The following is a 15488-nucleotide window of genomic DNA, read 5'->3' on the forward strand; positions in this document are numbered from 1 at the left end:
CCACTGAAGCCGGCTCAGGCTTCGAGTTGCTCGACGCCGTTCAGCGACTTGGCCAGGTCCAGCAGCCGGCGGCGCGGACGCTCGCCCAGCAGGTAGTAGGCCCGGATCAGGTCGATCGTCTCCTTGCGGGCGAACATCTCGCCGCCTTCGGAGTCGTTGCTGGCCGTCGGTGCGGTGTCGCGAGCGACCGCCGACAGGCCGTCATAGAAGTAGCCGACCGGCACTTCCAGCGCCTCGGACAGCTGCCACAGGCGGGCGGCCGAGATGCGGTTGGCGCCGCATTCGTACTTCTGGATCTGCTGGAAGCGCACGCCGACGGCGCCGGCCAGTTGCTGCTGGGTCAGGCCGAGCAGCCGGCGACGGCGGCGAAGACGCTTGCCCAGGTGAGTGTCGATGTCGTTGCCCATGATGTGGACCCTTGACCCCCGATGGCTTTTCCCCCGTCCCGAAACGGAACGGTCTGCCCTGACAGCCGCAAGTCGCGCGCCAAGCGAAGCTCGCTCGCCCGACGGGATCGGGAAGCGCCGGCGCCACAGTTCCGCCGCCGGCCAAGTCGAGCTAGTAAGGGCCGATGTCCAACGACCGTGTTTCCCCCACCCAAGACTTCCTCTGGCGCCTCGAGGCGTTCGGCTATGACCTGTTCATGGGTCTGTTCCGGCTCCTGGGCGTGGATGCGGCCTCGGCCCTGGGCGGGTGGTTTGGGCGCACGTTCGGACCGCTGAGCGGCGCCCACAAGGTGGCCGACCGCAACCTGCGGCTGGCGTTCCCGCAAAAGGACGCCGCCTGGCGCGCCGACATGCTGCGCCGGCAGTGGGACGGCCTTGGGCGCACGTTCGGCGAGTTCCCGCTGATGGACAAGCTGTTGCCCTCCACGGGCCGGGTCGAGGTGGTGGGCGCCGAGCGCCTGGCCCAGATCGCCCGCGACAGCGAGCCTGTGGTGTTCGTTTCGGGCCACCTGTCGAACTGGGAAGTGATGCCGGCGGCGATCGTCGATTCCGGCGTCACCTGCCAGATGACCTATCGCGCGGCCAACAACCCCTACATCGACGAGCGTATCAAGAAGAGCCGCTTCCGCTACGGCGTACGCCTGTTCGCCCCCAAGGGCGGCGATGGCGCGCGCGAACTGCTGGACGCCATGAAGCGCGGCGAGTCGGTGGCTCTGATGAACGACCAGAAGTTCAACGGCGGAGTCGCCGCTCCATTCTTCGGCCACGACTCGCGCACCGCGCCGGGGCCCACGCGCCTGGCCATCCGTTTCGGCACGGTGCTGCAGCCGATGTCGGTGCAGCGCACCAAGGGCGCGCACTTCCGCGCCGTGGTCCACGATCCGATCATCCCGCCCAGCACCGGCGATCGCAGCGCCGACATCGAGGCCGGCGTGCGCATGGTCAATGCCTTCATGGAAGACCGCATCCGCGAGCGCCCGGAAGAGTGGTTCTGGGTCCACCGCCGCTGGCCCAACGAGGTCTATGCGGCGCTGCTGGCGGGCGAGATCAGCACGAACTGAGGCGCGCTCTGCGTCCTCCTCGCCCTTCGACGGGCTCAGGGTGAGGAAGAGGGCGGGCGTCGCGGTCGAAACCTCATTCCGAGCCTGTCGAAGGACGAGGTTTCGCGCCCCTAAAGCTCGATCGCGCCCTTGTCGGTGCCTCGACGGAACGGGCCGCCGTAGTGCGGGTCCTGGCGGCGGCGGCGGCAGGGGCCGAAATAGTCGCCGCTGCGGATGAATGGCCGCGGCTTGAAGATCACCATGTCGATGCGGTCGAGCAGCGAGCGGGCCGTGACCGGCTTGACGACGATCTCGGTGACGCCGGCGTCACGGGCCTCGAACACCCGGTGCCGCTCGGCGAAGCCCGTCAGCATGATGATCGGCAGGAACGGGTCGGGGCTGTCGGGCGAATTGCGCACCAGCTGGGTGAACTGCACCCCGTCCAGCGGCGACATCTTGAAGTCGACGATGGCGATGTCGATCTGGCGATCCTTCAGGATCTGCAGGCCCTCGGCGCCGTCGATCGCCTCATGCACATGGCGCACGCCGACCCCTTTCAGGATCGTGCTGACGATCGCCCGCATGTGGTGGTTATCGTCCACCAGGAGGAAACGGAGCTTGTCGAGCACCGCGGACATGCGGGATTACGCCTCATACGCGAGTTTCAAAAGCGGGGCTGGGGATAACCATAACCGAGCGGGCCTGTCGATAGGGGGTGTCCCGAAATGGTCAAGTTTGATCGCGTCACTGTCGCATTCCTGCGTCAACGACCCACAGGCTGGGATCGAGATTGCGGTCGCGCCACTTGAGGCGCCAGCACAGGTGCGGGCCGGTGGCGCGGCCTTCCTTGCCGACCGCGCCGATGCCCTGGCCCTGGGCCAGCCGCTGGCCGGCGGCCACGTCGACGCGTGAGAGGTGCAGGTAGGCGCTGATCAGGCCCTGGCCGTGATCGATCAGGACCAGGCCGCCCTCGAAGTGCAGGCCGGTCTCGGCGAAGGCGACGACGCCGGCCGCCGGGGCGACCACCGGCGTTCCCACCGGCGCAGCCAGGTCCACGCCGTAGTGCGGCCGCTTGGGCTCGCCGTTGAGGATCCGCTGGCCGCCGAACCGCGACGAGCGCCGCGTGGCCTTCACCGGCCAGATGAAGCCCGTGCGGAAGAAGTCGCCGTCGACACGGCTGGAAAAGCCCGCGGCCTTGCGCGCGCCCTCTGCGGCGATGCGGGCCAGGAGGGCCGGGTCTTCCGGAGAGACCTGCGACGGCGGCAGGCCGTCGATGCGCTGGATGTCGAAGGTCCCCGGCGCGATCGCCACGCGGTGGCTGGCCGAGCCGTCCGGCGTCTGGACGGTGATCTCGGCGCTGGGCGGGGCGTCGCGGTCGAAGCCGACGACGAACCAGCCGTCGGCCGAGGCCTGGGTGGCGGGGGCTCCATCGACCAGCACCTCGGCGCGTGGCGCGGTGCGGCCCAGGGCATAGCCGCCCTGTTCGAGGCGGCCGTTCAGCACCAGTCCCGGCGCCGCGGCGGCGGCGGGGAAGGCGAGGGGAGCGACGCCGCCGACGAAGGCTGCGAGAAGCGACCTGCGGTTCAGGCCTTGGTCTCCTGCCAGCGCTTCAGCGCTTCCTTCGGCGTGGCGTAGGCTTCCTGCAGCTCGGGGTTCCAGTAGCGCAGGGCCTCCAGCGGGATCTTCGCGCCGGTGACGGCGCAGACCACGTACTGGCCGGGCTGGAGCACGGCGAAGTCGCCGTCGCCATAGTGCAGGACGGCCAGGCCGGATTTTCCGAGGTCGCGATCGTAAGCGTTCATGGGACTCTTCTACGCCAATCGGTGCGTCTAGAACAGGTCGCCCTGAGAGGACGGGGGCGAAGGCGGCGGCGCGGGTTTCGGGCGCGGCGCGGGCCTGGGCGCCGCCGTCGCGACCGGCGCGGGCGGGGGAGGCGGCGGCGTGGCGCCTTCGCCGTCGATCACCGCGTCGCGCTCGCCGAGCTTGAACTTCAGGTTCACGCGCTCGCCGGCGGTCAGGTCGGCGGCCGAGCGGGCCAGGGTCCCGTCCATCTTCCGCACCAAGGCAAAGCCCAGCTCCAGCGGACGCTCGGGGTTCAGCGACTGGCGCAGCTTGTCCAGGCCCGCCAGGCGGTCGGCCTCGCGGTCGAGGCGTCGGCGGGCCACGGCGTTGAGGCGATCCCACAGGGCCGGCAGGCGGGCGTGCTGGGCGGCGCGCTCGGGCGCGCGGCGGGCGGCCAGGTCTAGGCGGCGGGAGAGGTCGGACAGGCGCTCGCCCTTGGCCTGGCGCTGGCGGGCCAGGGCCTCGGGCGACAGGCGGGCGGTGATCTTCAGGAGGTCCTGGGCGTGGACCGAGGTGTTGCGCTCGAGCGCCGCGTCCAGGCGGCCGGCGGCGATGTCGAACCGCTGCTGGGCCAGCGCCAAGAGGTCGTTGGGCCTGGGCAGCCCACGGGCGGCCGCCTGAAGCCGCGTGCGGCGTTCCTCGACCACCCGGCCGGCGCAGCGCGACAGGCGGCGGTCGTAGTCGGAGACAAGGCCCCGCAGTTCGGCCAGCACGGGCGTCGCCATTTCGGCGGCCGCCGTCGGGGTGGGCGCGCGGCGGTCGGAGACGAAGTCGATCAGGGTGGTGTCGGTCTCGTGGCCGACGGCCGAAATCAGCGGGATCGTCCCTTCGGCCACCGTGCGGGCCAGGGCCTCGTCGTTGAAGGCCCAGAGGTCCTCGACCGAGCCGCCGCCGCGGGCGACAATCAGGATGTCGGGACGGGGAACCGGACCGCCGGGCGCGAGCGCGTTGAAGCCGCGGATGGCGCCGGCCACCTGGCCGGCGGCGGCGTCGCCCTGCACGACCACCGGCCAGACGATGACCCGGCAGGGCCAGCGGTCGCGAATGCGGTGCAGGATGTCGCGGATCACCGCGCCGGTGGGGCTGGTGATCACGCCGACCACGGCCGGCATCGAGGGCAGGGGCCGCTTGCGTTCGGGCGCGAACAGGCCCTCGCCGGCCAGCTTAGCCTTCAGTCGCTCCAACTGGGCGAGCAGGGCGCCGACGCCGGCGGCCTCCATGCTGTCGATGACGATCTGGTAGCGAGAGCCGGCCGGGTAGGTGGTGATCTTGCCGGTGACGATGACCTCGAGCCCGTGCTCGGGCCGCACGCCCAGGCCCCGCACATTGCCCTTCCAGACCACCCCGTCGATGGCGGCCTTGTCGTCCTTGATGGTCAGGTAGACATGGCCGTTGGAGTGGTGGGTGACCTTGGAGAGCTCGCCGCGCAGCCGCACGAAGCCGTAGCGGTCTTCGAGGGTGCGCTTCAGCGCGAAGGCCAGTTCCGAGACGGAATAGGCGGGCGCGTTGGAATCGGGGGCGAGGTCGGTCATCGGAGACAACATAAAGCCCTCCCCGCGGAACGGGGAGGGCTGCATGGCGAGAGCGCCTTGTCGACGCCTCTCTTCTTATCGGTGGCTGGCGCTAGATGTAGCGGCGCAGCGAGCGGGCGAGCTCGGTGGCGCCGCCCTTTTTCTTGGTCGATTGCTGCGGCTGGTAGGCCACCCGGGCGTGCTCGACGCAGTAGGGGCCTTCCGACGAGCGGCGGCCGCAGAAGGTGAAGCTGTCCGACGACGGGTCGCCGATCGGCCACTTGCACATGTGGGCGCCCAGGGTCAGCACGGTGGCCGAGCCGGGGGCTTCGTTGCGCAGGATCGGCATCGAGGGCTGGGCCTGGACCGGAACCGGGGCCGGAGCGACCGGCTCGGCGGCGACCACGCGGCGCGGCGCGGCCGGGATCGTCGAGGCGGCGGCCGGACGAGCCGGGCGCGGAGCCTTGAAGGCCGGACGGGCCGGTTGCGACGGCGCGGCGCGACCCGACAGGCCCAGGCGATGGACCTTGCCGATCACGGCGTTGCGGGTGACCCCGCCCAGTTGTTTGGCGATCTGGCTGGCCGAGAGGCCGTCCAGCCAAAGCTTTTTCAGGGTGGTGACCCGTTCGTCAGTCCAGCTCATGGCCCATCTCCGCCTAAAATCCGGGCCATGACGAGAAACCCCACCTCGCCATCGCCCTACATCTGGTGTACAGACCGCCCCGCCGGCGGCTGACCTACCAGATAGTGTAAAGAATGCGTTAAGACGCACAATAGGCGCCAGGTAGTCTGTCCACAGAAACTATATATTGATTCTCGGAGCGGGACGCTTGCGTCCGACCCTCGCCGGGCGCACATGGCGAAGGAGTTTCCAGGATCGGGCCAATGAGAGACATGGCAGACAGCGTCGTTCCGCCGCAGCCGCGCGACTATCACGGCTGGAACTGGAGCGGGTTCCTCACCCTCTATCAGCGCGAGATCCGCCGCTTCTGGAAGGTGGGCATGCAGACCGTGGCCGCCCCGGTGGTGACCACGCTGCTCTACATGCTGGTGTTCGTGGTCGCGGTCGGGTCTGACCGTCCCGCGGTCGAGGGCGTGACCTTCGGCCATTTCGTGGCGCCGGGCCTGATCATGATGGCCGTGCTCAACAACGCCTTCGCCAATTCGTCCTCGTCGCTGATCCAGGCCAAGATGATGGGCCTGACGTCCGACTTCCTGACGCCGCCCCTGACCCCGCTGGAGCAGGTGGCCGCCTTCGGCCTTGGGGCCGCCACGCGCGGCGTCGTGGTCGGCGCGGTGACGGCCGCCGTCATCGGCGTGCTGCCGGGCGCAGGCCTTCAGGTCTCGCACCTGTGGGCGATCATCTACTTCGCGGTCGGGGCTGCGATCATCCTGGGCCTGGCCGGCGTGCTGGCGGGCCTGTGGTCGGAGAAGTTCGACCAGCTGGCGGCGGTGACCAACTTCGCCATCATGCCGATGACCTTCCTGTCGGGCACCTTCTACCTGGTCGACAAGCTGCCCGAGCCGTTCCGCACGGCCAGCCACTTCAACCCGTTCTTCTACCTGATCGACGGCTTCCGCTACGGCTTCATCGGCCACGCCGACGGCAGCATCGCCATCGGCGTCGTGGTCACCGCCGTGCTGGCCACGGGCCTGTTCCTGTGGTGCTGGGCGCTGTTCCGCAGCGGGTACCGGCTGAAGAGCTAGCGAAAACAACCGTCATCCCGGAAAGCGCGCAGCGCTTATCCGGGACCCAGGAGGACCGGGTTCAGCGGCTCGACTGGGCTGCCCGATGGTTTTGAGCCACCGCGGTGCGGCGGCCCCTGGGTCCCGGCTCTCCGCTTCGCTGCGGCCGGGATGACGATTTTTGTCCTTACCGTCCCACGCCCTTGACCAGCACCTCGACGTCCTTGGTCGGGCCGTCGTTGATCACCGCGATGTGGGTGTCGTTGATGAAGCGCAGCTGACCGTCGACCTCCACCCGCGCCGACACTGAATAGCGGTGGTTCGGCAGGATCTGGGCCGGATCATAGGCCAGCTTGAAGGCCACGGGCGGGGCGCGCGTGCCGTCGATCACGTCCTCGGCCAGCACCTTGGCCGGTGCATCGGCCAGGCTGACGTCCTGCAGGCGCACGATCGTCTTGGTGTTGGGCGGCAGCATGATGCGCTCGCGCCAGACCACCGTCCCGGTGACGGCGGCGGGGCCTGCGGTTTGGGGCGTCGAGGCGCAGCCGGGCAGGGCGGCCAGGGCCAGCAGGGCGAGGGAAACGGCGGCCTTCATCGTGGATCCTCCATGCATCTCCCCCGCGCCAAGGCTTAGGTCGGATCGTCCCTGGATGGCAAGTTAGCGGTCCCGCGCCGCCAGGGTGTGTCCGCCGCGCCCCGCAGGGCGAAAATTCATAGTGATTTCATTGACAGGGCAGGGCTTCGCGTCGACAACGTCGGGCCTTCCAGTCCCCGCGCGAAAGCCCGGGGGCTTCTTGCCTTTTTGGGAGGCCGAATTGAGCACTGCGTCGTCGTCCAACTCCTCGCAACACCACATCATGGGCGTCTACAACCGCGCCCCGCTGGCGTTCGAACGAGGCCGAGGCGCGCGCCTGTTCTCGACCGACGGCGGCGAATACCTGGACTGCGTGGCCGGCATCGCCACCTGCGGCCTGGGTCATGCCCACCCGGTGCTGGTCGACGCCCTGAAGACGCAGGGCGAGAAGCTCTGGCACGTCTCCAACATCTACACGATCCCCGAGCAGGAAGTGCTGGCCGACAAGCTGTGCGCGGCCACCTTCGCCGACGTGGTGTTCTTCACCAACTCGGGCACCGAGGCGATCGAGTGCGCCCTGAAGGCCGCCCGCCGCTATCACGCGGTCGCCGGCAATCCGGAACGCATCGACATCATCGGCTTCGACGGCTCGTTCCACGGCCGCTCGTACGCGGCGGTCAACGCCTCGGGCAACGCCGGCTATCTCGACGGCTTCGGTCCGCGCCTGCCGGGCTTCATCCAGCTGCCGTTCGGCGACCTGGAGGCCCTGAAGGCCGCCATCGGCCCGACCACGGCCGGCGTCATCATCGAGCCGGTGCAGGGCGAGGGCGGGGCGCGCGCCCTGACCGAGGCCCAACTGGTCGAACTGCGCCAGATCACCCGCGAGGCCGGCGTCCTGCTGATCTTCGATGAAGTGCAGAGCGGCATGGGCCGGACCGGCAAGCTGTTCGCCCACGAGTGGGCGGACGGCGCCGAGCCCGACATCATGTGCGTGGCCAAGGCCCTGGGCGGCGGCTTCCCGGTCGGCGCCTGCCTGGCCACCCACGAGGGCGCCAAGGGCATGACCCCCGGCACCCACGGCTCGACCTACGGCGGCAACCCGCTGGCCATGGCGGTCGGCACGGCGGCCTTCGACGCGATCAACACGCCCGAACTGCTCGACAACGTGAAGACCGTCGCCGGCTACTTCACCCAGCAGCTCAACGGCCTGAAGGACCGCTTCCCGGACGTCGTGCTCGACATCCGCGGCAAGGGGCTGCTGATCGGCATCAAGCTGGCCTCGAACAACCGCGAGTTCATGGGTCTGGCCCGCGACCAGCAGCTGCTGGTGGCCGGCGGCGGCGACAACTGCGTGCGCCTGCTGCCGCCGCTGAACCTGACGATCGCCGAGGCCCAGGAGGCCGTGGCCAAGCTCGAAAAGACCTGCGAGGTCGTCCGCGCCCAAGCGGCGGCCTGATCGCATCCTGGACCGACGTCCTCGCCCTTCGACAAGCTCAGGGTGAGGACGTCTACTGAAGCTCATTCGCCCTCATCCTGAGCCCGTCGAAGGACGAGGGCGGCATTTCGGAAAGGTGGCCTGAGATGACCGCCCCCCGTCACTTCATCGACCTCTGGAAGCTCGACGGCGCCACGCTGCGCCTGATCCTCGAGGACGCCAAGGCCCGCAAGACCGCCCGCAAGGGCTGGCCGCAGGGCCGTATCGACGCCGACGCGCCCGCCAAGGACCGCGTGCTGTCGATGATCTTCCAGAAGAACTCGACCCGCACCCGTTTCTCGTTCGACGCGGCCATGCGCCAGCTGGGCGGCGACGCCATCATCTCCACGGCCTCTGACATGCAGCTGGGCCGCGGCGAGACCATCGAGGACACCGCCAAGGTGCTGTCGCGCATGGTCGACGCGGTGATGATCCGCGCCAACGTCCATGCCGACGTCGAGCGCTTCGCGCAGGTCTCGACGGTGCCGGTGATCAACGGCCTCACCGACAAGAGCCACCCGTGCCAGATCATGGCCGACCTGCTGACGATCGAAGAGCATCGCGGCGACGTGGGCGGCAAGACCATCGCCTGGGTGGGCGACGGCAACAATGTCTGCTCCAGCTTCATCCACGCCGCCCCGCTGCTGGGCTTCAAGCTGAAGATCGCCTGCCCGGCGGTCTATCACGCCGACCTGCACGACCTGGCCCGCGCCGCCGGCCTGAACGGCGACGTGACCATGAGCGAGGATCCCAAGGAAGCCGTGCGCGGCGCTGACGTGGTCGTGGCCGACACCTGGGTCTCGATGGGCGACACCGACCATGACGAGCGCCTGAAGGCCTTCGAGCCCTACCAGGTCGATGACGCCCTGATGGATCTGGCCAAGCCCGACGGCGTGTTCCTGCACTGCCTGCCCGCGCACCGCGGCGAGGAAGTCACCGACGCCGTCCTCGACGGCCCGCGCTCGCTGGTCTGGGACGAGGCCGAGAACCGCATCCACGCCCAGAAGTCGGTCCTGGCCTGGTGCTTCGGGGCCATCGGCTGACCATGGCCCGCATCGAGCTCGACAAGGATGTGCGTGAAGCGGCCCTGCGCAAGCTGACGCTCTACATGCGCGACGAGCTCGATCGCCCGGTCAGCGGCCTCGAGGCGGGTTTCCTGCTCGACTTCATCGGCAAGACCCTGGGTCCGGCGTTCTTCAACCAGGGCGTCCGCGACGCCCAGGCGCTGATCCTGCAGAAGCTGGACGACGTGGTCTACGAGATCGAGAAGCCGGTCTGATAGAAACCTCCCCCTCTGGGGGAGGCGGCCGAAGGCCGGTGGGGGAAGTTTTCAGCTTCCGCGCCGCCCGTCACTTTCGCAGTAACACCCCCCACCGATCGCTGCGCGATCGCCTCCCCCAGAGGGGGAGGTTCCTGATCTTAGCGCCGCTTGCCCCGCCGCACGCCCTTGGGCAGTCCGCCGCGCGGCTTGACCGCCGCCTGCCGCCGCGCGCCCAGGCGCGGGCGCGGCAGCTTCGGATCGGCCGGCAGCGGGTCGGTCAGCATTTCGAACAGCAGGCCGCCGGTCACCGGCGTGGCCTCGCGCAGGCGCACCTCGACCGACAGGCCCAGGGGCCAGCGCTTGCCGGTGCGCTCGCCGACCAGCGAGTGCAGCTTCTCGTCGTGGACGAAGAACTCGTCGCCCAGGTTGGAGATCGGCACCAGGCCGTCGGCGCCGGTCTCGTCCAGCTTGATGAACAGGCCAAAGCGGGTGACGCCGGTGATCCGGCCGCTGAAGGTCGCGCCCACCCGGTCGGCCAGGAAGGAGGCGATGTAGCGGTCGGTCGCGTCGCGCTCGGCGGCCATGGCCCGGCGCTCGGCGTGGGTGATGACCTCGGCGGTGTCCTTGATCCGCGCGATGTCCTGGTCGGTCAAACCGTCGTCGCCAAGGCCCAGGGCGCGGATCAGGCCGCGGTGCACGATCAGGTCGGCATAGCGCCGGATCGGGCTGGTGAAGTGGGCGTACTTGGCCAGGTTCAGGCCGAAGTGGCCGATGTTGTCGCTGGAATAGTGGGCCTGCATCTGGGTGCGCAGGACCACCTCGTTGATGATCGCCGCGTGCGGGCTCTCGCGCGTCTCTTCTAGCAGTTGGTTGAACCGCTTGGTCTGCGGGGCCTCGCCCTTGTTCCAGCGGATCTCCAGCGTCTGCAGGAATTCGGCGAGGTTCTGCACCTTCTCCAGGCTCGGAGTGTCGTGCACGCGGTAGATCAGCGGCGAGCGCTTGGCTTCCAGGCTCTCGGCGGCCGAGACGTTGGCCTGGATCATCATCTCCTCGATCAGCTTGTGGGCTTCGAGGCTGGCGCGGCGGGTGATCGAGGCGATTTCGCCGTCCTTGGTGATGACGATGCGGCGTTCGTCGCTTTCGATGGCCAGGGGCGAGCGCTGCTCGCGACCCTTGCCCATCAGGCGGAAGGCCTCCCACAGCGGCGTCAGGATCGCGTCCAGCAGGGGCGGGGCCTTGTCCGGATCCTGGCCGGCCGGCGGCGGGGTTCCGTCGATCGCGGCCTGGGCCTGCTCGTACGACAGCTTGGCGGCCGAGCGCATCAGGCCGCGCACGAAGCGGTGGCTCTTCTTGTGGCCCGACTTGTCGAACACCATGCGCACGGCCAGGGTGGCGCGGTTCTCGCCCTCGCGCAGACTGCACAGGCCATTGGACAGGGTCTCGGGCAGCATCGGCTCCACCCGGTCGGGGAAATAGACGCTGTTGCCCTTGTCGCGGGCGTCGCGGTCCAGGGCCGAGCCCGGGCGCACATAGGCCGCCACGTCGGCGATGGCCACCCAGACCACCCAACCGCCCTTGTTGCCCTCGCTGTCGTCGGGATGGGCGTAGACGGCGTCGTCGTGGTCGCGGGCGTCCACCGGGTCGATGGTCACGAACGGCAGGTCGCGCAGATCTTCGCGGCCTTCCAGCGTCGGCTCCTTGGCGGCCTTGGCCTCCTGTTCGGCCTCGTCGGAGAAGCCGGTGGGGATGCCGTGGCTGTGGATGGCGATCAGCGAGGCGGCGCGGGGGTCTTCCTCGTTGCCGACCGTCTCCAGCACGCGGCACGGCTTGGGCCCGTAGCGGCCGGCGTGGCCGCTCTGCTGCACGACCACCAAGTCGCCGTCCTTGAGGTCGCCGACGCCCGGTTGCGAGACGTCGAGGACGAAGCTTTCCTTGGACTTGCGGTCGACCGGCTCGACGCGGATCTCGCGGCGCTGCTTGCGCACCACGCCCAGCACCTTGTGGGCGCTCTGGCCCAGGCGCTTGATCAGGCGTGCCTCGTACTCGCCGCTCTCCAGCTTCTCGAAGCGGACCAGCAGGCGGTCGCCCAGGCCCGGCGCGCCGGCGGCGGCCTCATTGCGATCGGGGGCCAGGCGCACCAGGGCCACGTCCTCGTCGGCCTTGGTCAGCTTGACGAAGAGGTCGCCGTCGGCGTCGCGCTCGATCACGTCGGCCACGCCGACGGGGGGCAGGGCGCCGGCCTCGGCGAAGCCGCGGCGGCCGCGCTTGCCCAGTTGGCCCTGGGCTTCCATCTCGCGGATCATCTCGCGCAGGGCGCGGCGATCAGCGCCCTTCAGGCCGAAGTGGCGGGCGATGTCGGCCTTGGCGGCCTCGCCGGCGTCGCGCAGGAACGCCAGCAGCGTCTCCTTGTCGGGGAGGCCGGCCGGCGGGCGAGGCTTCGAAGCCATCTTCGGGCGCGAGGTCTTGGGAGAAGCGGTCTTGGGGAGGCGAGGTTTGGCCATTGCTCCCCTCTAAGCCGTTTCAGGGCCGAGGGGAACGGGGCGGGATTAGTAGAGGTCCTCGATCCGCTGCGGCGTCTGCTGGGCGGGCGGCGTCTCGGGCTTCTTTTCGGCCGGCGGCGGCGTGGCCGGCGCAACGGGGGCCTGGACTACCGGCGGCGTCTCGGGGGCGATCTCCTCGGGCGCTTCCTCGACCGGCTTGACCGGCGGGGGAGGCGGCGGCGGGGCGACCTCGACCGGGGCCGGGGTCGCGTCCTTGACCGGCACACCCGAGACCTCGGCCAGCGGCGCGGTCGAGACCGCGTCGGCCGGCTTGCCGGTGTCCAGCGCGCCGCGCAGGCCCAGCACGAAGCCCACGACGCTGACCGCCGACAGCAGGACCACCACCAGCGGCAGCGGCATGGGACGTTCGAGCGTGGTCATCGCGCTAGTCTACTCTCCCCGGTCGCCAGTCGTCACGCCTCGGTCTTGGCCTTGGCCGGCGCCTTCTTGGCGGCCGGCTTCTTGGCCGCCGTGGTCTTGGCGGCGGCCTTCTTCGGCTTGGCCTCGGCGGCGTCGCCCTCGACTTTAGCCGCCTTGGCCTTGGCCGGCGCCTTCTTCGGCGCGGCGGCCTTCTTGGCCGGCTTCTTGCCGCCGCCCTTGGCCACGCGCTCGGCCAGCAGGGTCACGGCTTCGGCCAGGGTCAGGGCCGCGGGATCGGCGCCCTTGGGCACGTTGGCGTTGGTGTCGCCGTGCTTGATGTACGGACCAAAGCGGCCCGACAGCACGCGCACCGGCTTGCCGTCCTCGGGGTGATTGCCAAGCTCCGCCAGGGCCGCGGCGGCCGCGCGCTGCGGACGCCCGCCGCCGGCCCGCTTGTCGGCCAGGATGGCGACGGCGCGGTTGAGGCCGACGTCGAACACCTCGTCGGCGTTCTCCAGGTTGGCGTAGGTGCCGTCGTGCAGCACGAACGGCCCGAAGCGCCCCAGGCCTGCCGTGATCGTCTTGCCGTCGTCCGGATGCTGGCCCACCTCGCGCGGCAGGGACAACAGACGCAGGGCCTTCTCCAGGTCTAGCGCCGCCGGCGTCCAGCCCTTGGGCAGGGACGAGCGCTTGGGTTTCTCGCCCTCGGCCGCCACCTCTTCAACGTAGGGGCCGAAGCGGCCGTTCTTCAGCCACACGGCGCGGCCGGTGGCGGGGTTGATCCCCAGTTCCTTGTCGGCGCTCTCGGCCTCGCCGTCGCCCTCGGCCACGCCCAGCTGGCGGGTGTAGCGGCACTCCGGATAGTTCGAGCAGCCGATGAAGGCGCCGAACTTGCCGGTCTTCAGCGACAGCATGCCAGAGCCGCAGGTCGGGCACAGGCGCGGGTTCGTGCCATCGCCCTTGTCGGGGAAGATGTGCGGGCCCAGCGCGTCGTTCAGCGCGTCGAGCACATTGGTGGTGCGCAGTTCGGCGATCTCGCCGACGGCGGCGTGGAAGTCCTTCCAGAACTCGCGCAGGAATTCCTTCCAGTCGAGCTTGCCGTCGGAAACGAGGTCGAGGCGCTCTTCCAGGGCCGCGGTGAAGTCGTATTCCACGTAGCGGCGGAAGAACTGCTCGAGGAACGCGGTAACCAGGCGGCCCTTGTCCTCGGGGATGAAGCGCTGCTTTTCCATCCGCACGTACTCGCGGTCGCGCAGCACGCCCAGCACGGAGGCGTAGGTCGACGGACGGCCGATGCCCAGCTCTTCCATCTTCTTGACGAGGCTGGCTTCGGAATAGCGCGGCGGCGGTTCGGTGAAGTGCTGGTCGGCCCGGGCCTCGATGACCTTGGCGGCGGCGCCTTCGACGATGGCCGGCAGGCGGGCGCTGTCTTCGCCCTCCTCGTCGTCGCGGCCTTCCTCGTAGACGGCCAGGTAGCCGGGGAACAGCACGACCTGGCCGGTGGCGCGCAGGCCGGTGCGGCCATCATGGCTTTCCAGGTCGACCGTGGTGCGCTCGATGCGGGCGCTCTCCATCTGCGAGGCGATGGTGCGCTTCCAGATCAGCTCGTACAGGCGGCCCAGGTCCGGATCCAGGCGCAGCGAGCCGGGGTTGCGGCGCATGCTGGTCGGACGGATGGCTTCGTGGGCCTCCTGGGCGTTCTTGGCCTTCGACTTGTAGATGCGCGGGGCGTCCGGCACGTAGTCCTTGCCGTAGACGGCGCCGATCACCTCGCGGGCGTCGGCGATGCCTTCGGGGGCGATCGAAACGCCGTCGGTACGCATGTAGGTGATCAGGCCGACGGTCTCGCCGCCGATGTCGATGCCCTCGTACAGCTTCTGGGCGGCCTGCATGGTGCGCTGGGCCGAGAAGCCGAGCTTGCGGGCGGCTTCCTGCTGCAGGGTCGAGGTGGTGAAGGGCGGGGCGGGCGAGCGCTTGCCGGGCTTCTTCTCGACGGCCTCGACCTTGAAGGTTGCGGACTGCACGGCGGCCTTGGCGGTCAGCGCCGAGGTCTCGTTGCCGAGGTCGAACTTGGTGAGCTTCTTGCCGTCGTGCTTGACGAGGCGCGCCAGGAACGGGTCGCTGCCGGCCGAGACGTCGGCGTCGACGGTCCAGTATTCCTGGGTCTTGAAGCGCTCGATCTCGATCTCGCGGTCGACCACCAGACGCAGGGCCACCGACTGCACGCGGCCGGCCGAACGCGAACCGGGAAGCTTGCGCCACAGCACCGGCGACAGCGTGAAGCCCACCAGGTAGTCGAGGGCGCGGCGGGCCAGGTAGGCCTCGACCAGCTCCATGTCGAGATCGCGCGGGGCCTTCATGGCCTCGGTCACGGCGCTCTTGGTGATGGCGTTGAAGGTGACGCGCTGGATCTGCTTGTCCTTCAGCGCCTTCTTCTTGTTCAGCACCTCGAGCACGTGCCAGCTGATCGCTTCCCCTTCGCGATCCGGGTCGGTGGCGAGGATCAGGCGGTCGGCCTTCTTCAGCGCGTCGACGATGTCGGACACGCGCTTGGAAGCCTTGGCGTCGACCTCCCAGCTCATGGCGAAGTCGTTGTCGGGTTCGACCGACCCGTCCTTCGAGGGCAGGTCGCGGATATGCCCATAGGAGGCCAGAACCGTGTAGTCGGACCCGAGGTACTTGTTGATGGTCTTGGCCTTGGCCGGGCTCTCGACGACGACGACGTTCATTACGACTCTGAGCTAGGGGAGATGG

Annotated in this window: 15 protein-coding genes; 5 read left to right on the plus strand and 10 right to left on the minus strand. The window is 69.4% G+C overall.

Annotated elements, in window-relative coordinates:
• Positions 1-14 precede the first annotated feature (14 nt).
• The gene (locus SGCZBJ_RS19740) at positions 15-407 is read right to left on the minus strand and encodes a helix-turn-helix domain-containing protein (RefSeq protein ID WP_101719651.1); all 393 of its coding nucleotides are present in this window, start codon (positions 405-407) and stop codon (positions 15-17) included.
• Between the two features lie 164 nt (positions 408-571).
• On the opposite strand from SGCZBJ_RS19740, the gene SGCZBJ_RS19745 reads away from it, so the two are divergent.
• The gene (locus SGCZBJ_RS19745) at positions 572-1507 is read left to right on the plus strand and encodes a lysophospholipid acyltransferase family protein (protein ID WP_101719652.1); all 936 of its coding nucleotides are present in this window, start codon (positions 572-574) and stop codon (positions 1505-1507) included.
• A 110-nt stretch (positions 1508-1617) separates the two neighbouring features.
• Here SGCZBJ_RS19745 and SGCZBJ_RS19750 read toward each other — a convergent pair whose 3' ends face one another.
• The 5 genes from SGCZBJ_RS19750 to gcrA all read right to left on the minus strand — a co-directional run bounded on the left by SGCZBJ_RS19750 (position 1618) and on the right by gcrA (position 5482).
• Positions 1618-2124, minus strand: a complete 507-nt coding sequence (locus SGCZBJ_RS19750; protein ID WP_101719653.1) for a response regulator — start codon at positions 2122-2124, stop codon at positions 1618-1620.
• A gap of 106 nt (positions 2125-2230) precedes the next feature.
• Complete coding sequence (locus tag SGCZBJ_RS19755) at positions 2231-2986, minus strand: M23 family metallopeptidase (RefSeq protein ID WP_240621593.1); 756 nt, start codon at positions 2984-2986, stop codon at positions 2231-2233.
• 83 nt (positions 2987-3069) lie between these two features.
• Positions 3070-3288, minus strand: a complete 219-nt coding sequence (locus SGCZBJ_RS19760) for a DUF2093 domain-containing protein (protein WP_101719654.1) — start codon at positions 3286-3288, stop codon at positions 3070-3072.
• 27 nt (positions 3289-3315) lie between these two features.
• The gene (gene xseA, locus SGCZBJ_RS19765; protein WP_101719655.1) at positions 3316-4860 is read right to left on the minus strand and encodes an exodeoxyribonuclease VII large subunit; all 1545 of its coding nucleotides are present in this window, start codon (positions 4858-4860) and stop codon (positions 3316-3318) included.
• Positions 4861-4951: 91 nt separating this feature from the next.
• Positions 4952-5482 carry a cell cycle sigma 70 cofactor GcrA gene (gene gcrA, locus SGCZBJ_RS19770; protein ID WP_101719656.1) on the minus strand — a complete coding sequence of 177 codons (531 nt, stop codon included), beginning with the start codon at positions 5480-5482 and terminating at the stop codon, positions 4952-4954.
• Between the two features lie 242 nt (positions 5483-5724).
• Between gcrA and SGCZBJ_RS19775 the strand changes: the two genes are divergently transcribed.
• Complete coding sequence (locus SGCZBJ_RS19775; RefSeq protein ID WP_101719657.1) at positions 5725-6546, plus strand: ABC transporter permease; 822 nt, start codon at positions 5725-5727, stop codon at positions 6544-6546.
• Between the two features lie 166 nt (positions 6547-6712).
• Here the strand turns inward: SGCZBJ_RS19775 and SGCZBJ_RS19780 are convergent, their stop codons facing one another.
• Complete coding sequence (locus SGCZBJ_RS19780) at positions 6713-7120, minus strand: YbaY family lipoprotein (protein WP_101719658.1); 408 nt, start codon at positions 7118-7120, stop codon at positions 6713-6715.
• Between the two features lie 220 nt (positions 7121-7340).
• Here SGCZBJ_RS19780 and SGCZBJ_RS19785 point away from each other — a divergent pair, with 220 nt between their 5' ends.
• The 3 genes from SGCZBJ_RS19785 (at position 7341) to SGCZBJ_RS19795 (ending at position 9852) form a co-directional block, all read left to right on the plus strand.
• Complete coding sequence (locus SGCZBJ_RS19785) at positions 7341-8555, plus strand: aspartate aminotransferase family protein (RefSeq protein WP_101719659.1); 1215 nt, start codon at positions 7341-7343, stop codon at positions 8553-8555.
• A gap of 125 nt (positions 8556-8680) precedes the next feature.
• Positions 8681-9616, plus strand: coding sequence for an ornithine carbamoyltransferase (gene argF / locus SGCZBJ_RS19790; RefSeq protein WP_101719660.1), 936 nt, complete (start codon positions 8681-8683; stop codon positions 9614-9616).
• Positions 9595-9852 carry a DUF2164 domain-containing protein gene (locus SGCZBJ_RS19795; RefSeq protein WP_240621581.1) on the plus strand — a complete coding sequence of 86 codons (258 nt, stop codon included), beginning with the start codon at positions 9595-9597 and terminating at the stop codon, positions 9850-9852. The genes argF and SGCZBJ_RS19795 overlap by 22 nt, the downstream gene beginning before the upstream one ends.
• A gap of 140 nt (positions 9853-9992) precedes the next feature.
• On the opposite strand, the gene rnr is transcribed toward SGCZBJ_RS19795, so the two are convergent.
• The 3 genes from rnr to topA form a co-directional block, all read right to left on the minus strand.
• Positions 9993-12281, minus strand: a complete 2289-nt coding sequence (gene rnr / locus SGCZBJ_RS19800; RefSeq protein ID WP_101719774.1) for a ribonuclease R — start codon at positions 12279-12281, stop codon at positions 9993-9995.
• A 99-nt stretch (positions 12282-12380) separates the two neighbouring features.
• Positions 12381-12755 (minus strand): hypothetical protein, encoded by a 375-nt coding sequence (locus SGCZBJ_RS19805; protein ID WP_101719661.1) that lies wholly within the window; start codon positions 12753-12755, stop codon positions 12381-12383.
• 32 nt (positions 12756-12787) lie between these two features.
• Positions 12788-15463, minus strand: a complete 2676-nt coding sequence (gene topA, locus SGCZBJ_RS19810) for a type I DNA topoisomerase (RefSeq protein ID WP_101719662.1) — start codon at positions 15461-15463, stop codon at positions 12788-12790.
• Positions 15464-15488: the final 25 nt, after the last annotated feature.

Source organism: Caulobacter zeae, assembly GCF_002858925.1.
GTDB classification, from domain to species: domain Bacteria; phylum Pseudomonadota; class Alphaproteobacteria; order Caulobacterales; family Caulobacteraceae; genus Caulobacter; species Caulobacter zeae.

Coding starts and splice junctions, on each gene's coding strand:
- SGCZBJ_RS19805 (WP_101719661.1), bottom strand. CDS start 12,755: ATGACCACGCTCGAACGTCCCATGCCGCTGCCGCTGGTGGTGGTCCTG.
- SGCZBJ_RS19745 (WP_101719652.1), top strand. CDS start 572: ATGTCCAACGACCGTGTTTCCCCCACCCAAGACTTCCTCTGGCGCCTC.
- SGCZBJ_RS19740 (WP_101719651.1), bottom strand. CDS start 407: ATGGGCAACGACATCGACACTCACCTGGGCAAGCGTCTTCGCCGCCGT.
- SGCZBJ_RS19750 (WP_101719653.1), bottom strand. CDS start 2,124: ATGTCCGCGGTGCTCGACAAGCTCCGTTTCCTCCTGGTGGACGATAAC.
- SGCZBJ_RS19760 (WP_101719654.1), bottom strand. CDS start 3,288: ATGAACGCTTACGATCGCGACCTCGGAAAATCCGGCCTGGCCGTCCTG.
- argF (WP_101719660.1), top strand. CDS start 8,681: ATGACCGCCCCCCGTCACTTCATCGACCTCTGGAAGCTCGACGGCGCC.
- SGCZBJ_RS19780 (WP_101719658.1), bottom strand. CDS start 7,120: ATGAAGGCCGCCGTTTCCCTCGCCCTGCTGGCCCTGGCCGCCCTGCCC.
- gcrA (WP_101719656.1), bottom strand. CDS start 5,482: ATGAGCTGGACTGACGAACGGGTCACCACCCTGAAAAAGCTTTGGCTG.
- xseA (WP_101719655.1), bottom strand. CDS start 4,860: ATGACCGACCTCGCCCCCGATTCCAACGCGCCCGCCTATTCCGTCTCG.
- SGCZBJ_RS19775 (WP_101719657.1), top strand. CDS start 5,725: ATGAGAGACATGGCAGACAGCGTCGTTCCGCCGCAGCCGCGCGACTAT.
- topA (WP_101719662.1), bottom strand. CDS start 15,463: ATGAACGTCGTCGTCGTCGAGAGCCCGGCCAAGGCCAAGACCATCAAC.
- rnr (WP_101719774.1), bottom strand. CDS start 12,281: ATGGCTTCGAAGCCTCGCCCGCCGGCCGGCCTCCCCGACAAGGAGACG.